This window comes from Allobosea sp. RCC_152_1 (genome assembly GCF_041360765.1).
Classification (GTDB): Bacteria; Pseudomonadota; Alphaproteobacteria; order Rhizobiales; family Beijerinckiaceae; genus Allobosea; species Allobosea spartocytisi.
Genome location: NZ_JBFUPU010000005.1, coordinates 438,603 through 445,598, shown reverse-complemented (window position 1 = coordinate 445,598; position 6,996 = coordinate 438,603). Strand labels below are relative to the sequence as shown.

The window sequence follows — 6,996 nt, the reverse complement described above, 5'->3', positions numbered from 1 at the left end:
TCATAGTTCGTGCTGGCGACGCTGTAGGCCCGCAGCAAGGGCTTCTCGCCGACCTTCAGCCCGATCATCGTGAACTGCCCGTTCTTGAACCGGAACGTCGTGTCGCGCGTCGTCGTGAAGCTGAACAGCGTGTCCGTCCAGTGATGCACGCTCAGGACCTGTTCCTCGTAGAAATGGCTCATCGCATCGTCCTTGAAAGTCCGGCGGCGGGCTGTTTAGCGGGTTTGAGCGTCGGCCGCCAGCAGCGGATAAGCAGAAAACGCGAGCGAAATCAAAATCTTCTCTTTCTTTCTAGCCAGCGGCCCCTGATCGGAACAATCTGGCGCGCGCAGAGCTTTCCGGAGAATTTTCTTCCTGCCCGAAAAGCCCTCGATCGGCACGGGCAGCGAGACGGCCATCCATCACGGTCGAGGCCTGAGCGGCGGCAGGGGCAAAGCCCGGCGCCGGCAGCGCCGAGACGGGCGCGGGTTTCGCCATGCGGCCGGTGCAGGATCCTTTTCCGGAAAGCCGGGTGGACGTTCGCCCGGACTCAGGCTCAATTGCGGCCATGAATGCTCCCGTCTCCGTTCCCCGCATCGCCGATTTCACCTGCGAGAAAAGGCCCGCCACCGGCTCGCGCGGCATGGTCGTCACCAACCATCCGCTGGCCTCGGCGGCGGGCTCGCAGATGCTGCTGGCGGGCGGCAATGCCGTCGATGCGGCGGTCGCGGCGCTCTTCGCGCTGACGGTGGCCGAGCCGATGATGGTCGGCATCCTCGGCGGGGGCTTGAGCCATATCCGGCTCGCCGATGGCAGCCATCGCGTCATCGACAACCTCTCGACCGCGCCGGGCCGCGCCACGCCCGACATGTATGACTGCCTCTCCGACGAGATCGGCAAGCAGCGCGACACGCGCGACCGCGAGAACGTCGTCGGTGCGAAGGCGGTCGCGGTTCCCGGCGCGCTCAAGGGCTGGTGCGAGGCGTTGGAGCGCTTCGGCAGCCTGCCGCTGGCGGATGTGTTGCAGCCGGCGATCGCGCTCGCCGCGCGCGGCTTCACCGTCACGCCCTATCTCTCGAACTGCATCACGGACAATGCCGGCGACCTCGCCCGCGATCCCGGCCTCGCCGCGATGTTGCTGCCGGGCGGAACCCCGCTCCAGCCCGGCGCGAAGCTGGTCCAGGGCGATTATGCGGAAAGCCTGCAACTCATCGCCAAGGAAGGGCCGGCGGCGCTCTATGGTGGCGCGCTGGGAGCGGCGCTGACCGGCTACATGGCTGAGCAGGGCGGCCTGATCGATGCGGACGACCTCGCCGGCTACAGGACGCAGACGCGCGAGCCGATCCGGGGCTCCTATCGCGGCTATGAGATCATCGGCCCGCCGCCGCCTTCCTCGTCGGGCGTGCATATCGCCGAGATGCTCAACATCCTCGAGGGCTACGACATCGGCGCGCTCGGCTTCGGCTCGACCGACGCGGTGCATCTGCTGGCGGAGGCGCTGAAGATCGCCTTCGCCGACCGCGCCGTGGCGACGGCCGATCCCGCCTTCGTCAAGGTTCCCGTCGAGAGGCTGATCGACAAGGGCTATGCGGCCGAGCGGCGCGCGCTGATCGAGATGGGCCGGGCGAAAAGCTGGACGGCCGGGCTCTCGGGCGGGGAATCTGCCGACACCACCCATGTCACCGTGGCGGATGCGCAGGGCAATGTCGTCAGCGCGACGCAGACGATCAACGGGCTGTTCGGCGCCTGCGTCCAGATCCCCGGCACGGGGATGATCGCCAACAACTACATGTACAATTTCGATCCCCATCCCGGCCGGGCGCTCTCGATCGCACCCGGCAAGCGCGTCTTCACCTCGATGGCGCCGATGATGGTGCTACGGGAGGGCCGGATCGCCTATGCGCTCGGCTTGCCCGGCGCGCTGCGCATCTTCCCCTCGGCCCTGCAAGCGATCGTCAACCTGATCGACCATCGCATGAGCCTGCAAGAGGCGGTCGAGGCGCCGCGCGTCTGGACCGAGGGCGGCGTGCTCGAACTGGAAGAAGCGATCCCCGAAGCGGTGGCGCAGGCGCTGATCGCGCGCGGCCACAAGGTCGTGCGTTCGCCGCGCGTCGCCGGCGGCATGAACGCCATCGCCTTCAATGCGGACGGCACGCTGACCGGCGCCGCCTGCTGGCGGGCCGACGGCACGCCGGTCGCGATCTCGGGCGGGCTGGCGCGCGCGGGAGCGCGTTTCAGTATCTAGAATTTCTGCTTTGGGAGCAGGTCATCCCGGGTGAAGCCCGGGATGACGGCGCGGTTCCGCGCGACATCTACACGGTCAGTGCAGCCCACCGACGCCGACATAGCGTTCGAGGACATCGCCATCGGCCCGCAAAGCGGCTGAAGTTCCCGACCAGACGATCCGGCCGCGTTCGAGGATGATGACGTCCTCGGCGAAGTCGAGCGCGCTCTCGAGCCGCTGCTCGACGAAGAGGATCGTCATTGCGCCGCTGGCCGCGAGCTGCGTGAAGGCCGCCATCAGCATGTCGCAGATCACCGGGGCGAGGCCCTCCAGCGGCTCGTCGAGCAGCAGGATCGAGGGCTGGCCGAGGATGGTGCGGGCTGTCGCCAGCATCTGCTGCTCGCCGCCGGAGAGCTGCGAGCCGAGATTGCGGCGGCGCTCCTGCAGGCGCGGAAACAGCGCATAGGCTTCCTCGATCGCCTGTCGCGGGCGGCCCTTGAGGCCGACGAAGAGGTTCTCCTCGACGGTGAGGCCCTTGAAGATCTCGCGGGTCTGCGGCACCAGCCCGATGCCGCCGAGTGCGCGGCCCGTGGTGCGCAGGGCCGTCACGTCCTGGCCCGCCAGGCTGATGCTGCCGGCGTAGTGGCGGGTGAGCCCCATCAGCGTCGCCAGCAGCGTGGTCTTGCCCATGCCGTTGCGACCGAGGATCGAGAGGCGCCCGCCGGCCGGCACGGAGAAGGACACATCCTCCAGCACATGGGTCTGGCCGTAGCCGGCGTTGAGATTCCGGACCTCGAGCTCAGCGGCCGGCATGGGCGTAGCTCCCCAGATAGGCTTCGCGGACTTTCTCGTCCCTGGCGACATCGGCCGGCAGGCCCTGGAAGATCAATTCGCCTGCCGCCAGCACCACCACGCGCCGGGCGAAGCGGAAGACCAGATCCATATCGTGCTCGATCATCAGCACGGCAAGCGAGGCCGGCAGCCGCTCCAGCGCCCGCTCGATCAATGGCGTGTCGGAGGAGGGCACGCCGGCAGCGGGCTCGTCGAGCAGCAGCACCTTCGGGCGCTGCGCCATGGCGATGGCGATCTCGAGCAGGCGCTGCTGGCCATAGGCGATCTCGACAACCTTGCGGCGCGCGACATCGGTCAGGCCGAGCGTGGCGAGGATGTCGGCGGCTTCGTCCATGGCCGCACGGTTGCCGTGGAAGCGCGCGAGGATGCGGGTCGCATGTCCCTGCCTTTGCAGGATGGCCATGACGACATGCTCTTCCGGGGTCATGTCGGGGAAGAGACGCGTCACCTGGAAGGTGCGCACCAGCCCGCGCCTGACCCGCGCGACGGCGCCGAGGCGCGTGATGTCCTCGCCCATCAGATGGACCGTGCCGGCACTCGGAGGGATGCGCCCGGTGACGAGGTTGACGAAGGTGGTCTTGCCCGCACCGTTGGGGCCGATCAAGGCGAGCCGCTCGCCCTCGGTCATGGCGATGGAGAGGTCGTGATTGACCTTGAGCCCGCCAAAGGATTTCGACAGATGGTCGACCGCGAAGACCGTGCTCATGGCCCGGCCCTCCGCTGGCCACGCGTCAGGATGCGGGCGGCCTCGTCGAGCGTGCCGGAGAGGCCGCGGGGGGCGAAGAGCACGATGGCGATCAGCAGCGCGCCGACCAGCGTCATCCAGTGGAACGGATTGATCGCCGCGACGACATGCTCGACCGCCATGAAGACGACGGTGCCGATCAGCGCGCCATAGAGATTGCCGAGCCCGCCGAGCACCAACATGACCAGCGCATTGGCGGATAATTCGAAGCTCAGGCTGTCCAGCCCCACCACCTGGGTCGCGATGGCGCCGAGCGCCCCGCCCGCGCCGGCGACGGCGCCGGAGATCACGAACATCCTGAGCAGAACCGGGAAGGCGGAGATGCCGAGCGCGCTGATCCGCAGCGGATCTTCCTTGAGGCCGCGGCAGACCATGCCGAAGGGCGAGCGGACGATGAGCTTCAGCGCGACGAAGACGACCAGCAGCAGGCCGAGCCCGAAGAGATAGGCGGCGCGGCCCCAGAGATCGAATTCGAACAGGCCGAAGAGCGGGGCGGGGACCATGCCGGCGAGGCCGTCGCTGCCGCCGGTCAGCCAAGCGAGCTTGTTCGCCGCCTCGTGCAGGAGCTGGACGATGGCGATGGAGAGGACGAGCTGCGGCAGGCCGTGCGCCCGCAGCATCACCGCGCCCATGAGCAGGCCGGTGACGGCGCCGGCCGCGGCCCCGACCAGGATCAGCAGGAAAGGCTCGGTCACGCCGTTGAGGCAGGCGATGCCGGCGGCATAGGCGCCGGCGCCGTAGAGCGCGGCCTGGCCGAGCGAGGCGATGCCGCAATAGCCGACGATGAGGTCGAGCGAGAGCACGAGCAGGGCGACCGAGATGACGCGGGTCAGGAAGGCGAGATTGTCGGGGAAGAGCCAGTAGCCCGCGAGCCCGGCAAGCGCGATCAGGGCGAAGCCGGCGAGATCGCGGACGAGGCTGCGGGCGGGGGGAGCGGCAGCGGATGGGGCGGGAGCCTGTGCCATCACTGGGCCCGTCCCATCAGGCCGCGGGGGAAGGCACAGACCACGAGGATCACCGCGAGATAGAAGAAGAAATTGCCGAAATCCGGCATGAGATAGCGGCCGGTGACGTCGATGGCGCCGAGCAGCAGGCAGGCGACGAGCGCGCCGGGAATCGAGCCGGCGCCGCCGACGGAGACCACGACCAGGAAGGTCACCATGTAGCGCAGGGCGTAATAGGGCTCGATCGGCAGGAATTCGGCGCCGACCACCCCGCCGAAGGCGGCAAGCCCGATGGCGAGCGCGAAACTCGCCGCATAGATCAATTCGGTGCGGACGCCGAGTGCGCGCGACATCGGCGCGTTCTCGACGGCGGCGCGCAGGTGGATGCCGAAGCCGGTGCGCTCGATCAGGAACCAGAGCCCGCCCGCGACGACAAGCCCGCTCGCGATGACGAAGAGCCGGTGGCCGGCGATGCTGCGGAAGCCGAGATCGACGGGCTGCGCCAGTTCCGCCGGCAGGGGAATCGTCTTCAGCGTCGGGCCGAAGAAGTAATTGGTGATGCCGATGACGCAGAAGGTGATGCCGATCGTCATCAGCACCTGCGAGAGCTCGCTGCGGTCATAGATGCGGCGGAAGAGCAGCCGTTCGAGCGGCACCGCGATCAGCACCGTGCCGACGACCGCCAGCACGATGCCGAAGCCGTAGCCCAGGCCGAGATTGCGCACGGCATAGGAGGCGATGTAGCCGCCGATCATGGCGAAGGCGCCATGGGCGAGATTGACCAGCCGCATCAGCCCCATCGTCAGCGACAGGCCGATGCAGATGATGAACAGCGCCATGCCATAGGCGAAGGCGTCCAGGGCGATGCTCAGCGCGGTCTGCATGCGGGTTGCGGGCCTCGTCGGAGTTCAGTCGGAACGCACCGTCATTCCGGACAAGCCGCAAAGCGGCGCCGATCCGGAATCCATCATCGCGCTGAGCGCCCTCCGATGGATTCCGGGTCTCCGCTTCGCTGCGCCCGGAATGACGGCGCAGCAGACGAGGAGACGTTGGCTCTACTTCGCCAGCCCGGGGTCCTTCTGCTCGGGGAAGCTCTGGATCTCCTTGTTGATCCAGTTGCCCTTGGCGTCCTTGGCGACCTCGCGCAGATAGATCGTCTGGGTGATGTGGCGGGTCTCGGGGTCGATCTTGACCGGCCCGCGCGGGCTTTCCCAGGCGAGGCCCTTGACCGCCTCGACCGCCTTCTCGGCATCCTGCTTGCCGGCGGTGGCGGCGATCATCTTCGCGATGACATACATGCCGTCATACGCGCCGACCGCCGGGAAGGTGAGCTGCCCGGGGCCGCCGATCGCCTTTTCGCCGGCCTCCACGAACTTCCGGTTGGCCCCGGAATCGTGCGAGGTGGCGTAGTGGAAACCGGTGATCATCCCGGCAGCGGCTTCGCCCAGCGCCGGCAGATCGGATTCCTGCGTCAGGTCGCCGGTGGCGAAGAGCTTGACGCCGGCCTGCTTCAGCCCGGTGTCGTTGAAGGACTTGACGAAGCCGAGCGTCGGCGGGCCCGAGGGCAGGAAGGCGAAGACGCCCTGCGCGCCGGCATCGCGGATGCGCTGCATGATCGGGCTGAACTCGGTGGTGTTGAGCGGCATGCGGATGGTCTCGACGACCTGCCCGCCAGCCGCCTCGACCGCCTTCTTGAACGCTCCCTCGGCATCGACGCCGGGGCCGTAATCGGTGACGGCGGAGACGAATTTCTTGATGCCGCGATCGACGGCGGCCTTGCCGAGCGGCGTCGTGGTCTGCCCGGTGGTGAAGGAGGTCCGCACGACCAGCGGCGAGGAGGTCATGATCGCAGAGGTCGCGGCGTTGAAGATCACCAGCGGCACATTGCCCTGCTTCAGCAACGGCGTGATCGCCAGCGCATCCGGCGTGAAATAGACGCCGCCGAGATATTGCACCTTGTCCTTGACGATCAGCTCCTGCGCCAGGGCGCGGGCCTGCTGCGGGTTGGCGGTGGGCAGGTCGCGATAGATGATTTCGATCTCGTTGCCGGCGACCGACTTGCCGTTCTGGGCGAGCCAGGCCTCGACGCCGGCCTGGAAGTTCTTGCCCTGCAGGGCGAAGGGGCCGGAGAACGGCCCGATGATCCCGATCTTGATCGTTTCGGCAGCGGCCGCGCCGCCAAGGCCGAACGTACCGGCCAGTGCCAGCGCGCCCGCCAGCCCGGTGAAATTCCGTCTGCTGATCTTCATCGT

General features: G+C 67.9%; 7 protein-coding genes and 1 pseudogene. 1 reads left to right on the top strand and 7 read right to left on the bottom strand.

Annotated elements, in window-relative coordinates; all coding sequences use genetic code 11:
• Positions 1-182 (bottom strand): annotated as a pseudogene (locus tag AB6806_RS19300) (ferredoxin--NADP reductase); the annotation flags it as partial.
• A 33-nt stretch (positions 183-215) separates the two neighbouring features.
• Positions 216-398 carry a hypothetical protein gene (locus AB6806_RS19295; RefSeq protein WP_142023007.1) on the bottom strand — a complete coding sequence of 61 codons (183 nt, stop codon included), beginning with the start codon at positions 396-398 and terminating at the stop codon, positions 216-218.
• Between the two features lie 149 nt (positions 399-547).
• On the opposite strand from AB6806_RS19295, the gene ggt reads away from it, so the two are divergent.
• Complete coding sequence (gene ggt, locus AB6806_RS19290; RefSeq protein WP_142023008.1) at positions 548-2,224, top strand: gamma-glutamyltransferase; 1,677 nt, start codon at positions 548-550, stop codon at positions 2,222-2,224.
• A 75-nt stretch (positions 2,225-2,299) separates the two neighbouring features.
• On the opposite strand, the gene AB6806_RS19285 is transcribed toward ggt, so the two are convergent.
• The 5 genes from AB6806_RS19285 to AB6806_RS19265 form a co-directional block, all read right to left on the bottom strand.
• Positions 2,300-3,016 (bottom strand): ABC transporter ATP-binding protein, encoded by a 717-nt coding sequence (locus AB6806_RS19285; RefSeq protein WP_038362926.1) that lies wholly within the window; start codon positions 3,014-3,016, stop codon positions 2,300-2,302.
• On the bottom strand, positions 3,003-3,761 hold the full coding sequence (locus AB6806_RS19280) for an ABC transporter ATP-binding protein (protein ID WP_142023009.1): 759 nt from the start codon (positions 3,759-3,761) through the stop codon (positions 3,003-3,005). Before AB6806_RS19280 ends, AB6806_RS19285 begins: the two co-directional genes overlap by 14 nt.
• Complete coding sequence (locus tag AB6806_RS19275; RefSeq protein WP_142023010.1) at positions 3,758-4,765, bottom strand: branched-chain amino acid ABC transporter permease; 1,008 nt, start codon at positions 4,763-4,765, stop codon at positions 3,758-3,760. Before AB6806_RS19275 ends, AB6806_RS19280 begins: the two co-directional genes overlap by 4 nt.
• Positions 4,765-5,628, bottom strand: a complete 864-nt coding sequence (locus AB6806_RS19270) for a branched-chain amino acid ABC transporter permease (protein WP_112764939.1) — start codon at positions 5,626-5,628, stop codon at positions 4,765-4,767. The genes AB6806_RS19275 and AB6806_RS19270 overlap by 1 nt, the downstream gene beginning before the upstream one ends.
• 171 nt (positions 5,629-5,799) lie before the next feature.
• Entirely contained in the window at positions 5,800-6,993 is a 1,194-nt protein-coding gene (locus tag AB6806_RS19265) for an ABC transporter substrate-binding protein (protein WP_142023012.1), read from the bottom strand.
• Between the last annotated feature and the right edge of the window lie 3 nt (positions 6,994-6,996).

Coding starts and splice junctions, on each gene's coding strand:
- AB6806_RS19280 (WP_142023009.1), bottom strand. CDS start 3,761: ATGAGCACGGTCTTCGCGGTCGACCATCTGTCGAAATCCTTTGGCGGG.
- AB6806_RS19295 (WP_142023007.1), bottom strand. CDS start 398: ATGGCCGTCTCGCTGCCCGTGCCGATCGAGGGCTTTTCGGGCAGGAAG.
- AB6806_RS19275 (WP_142023010.1), bottom strand. CDS start 4,765: ATGGCACAGGCTCCCGCCCCATCCGCTGCCGCTCCCCCCGCCCGCAGC.
- AB6806_RS19270 (WP_112764939.1), bottom strand. CDS start 5,628: ATGCAGACCGCGCTGAGCATCGCCCTGGACGCCTTCGCCTATGGCATG.
- ggt (WP_142023008.1), top strand. CDS start 548: ATGAATGCTCCCGTCTCCGTTCCCCGCATCGCCGATTTCACCTGCGAG.
- AB6806_RS19285 (WP_038362926.1), bottom strand. CDS start 3,016: ATGCCGGCCGCTGAGCTCGAGGTCCGGAATCTCAACGCCGGCTACGGC.
- AB6806_RS19265 (WP_142023012.1), bottom strand. CDS start 6,993: ATGAAGATCAGCAGACGGAATTTCACCGGGCTGGCGGGCGCGCTGGCA.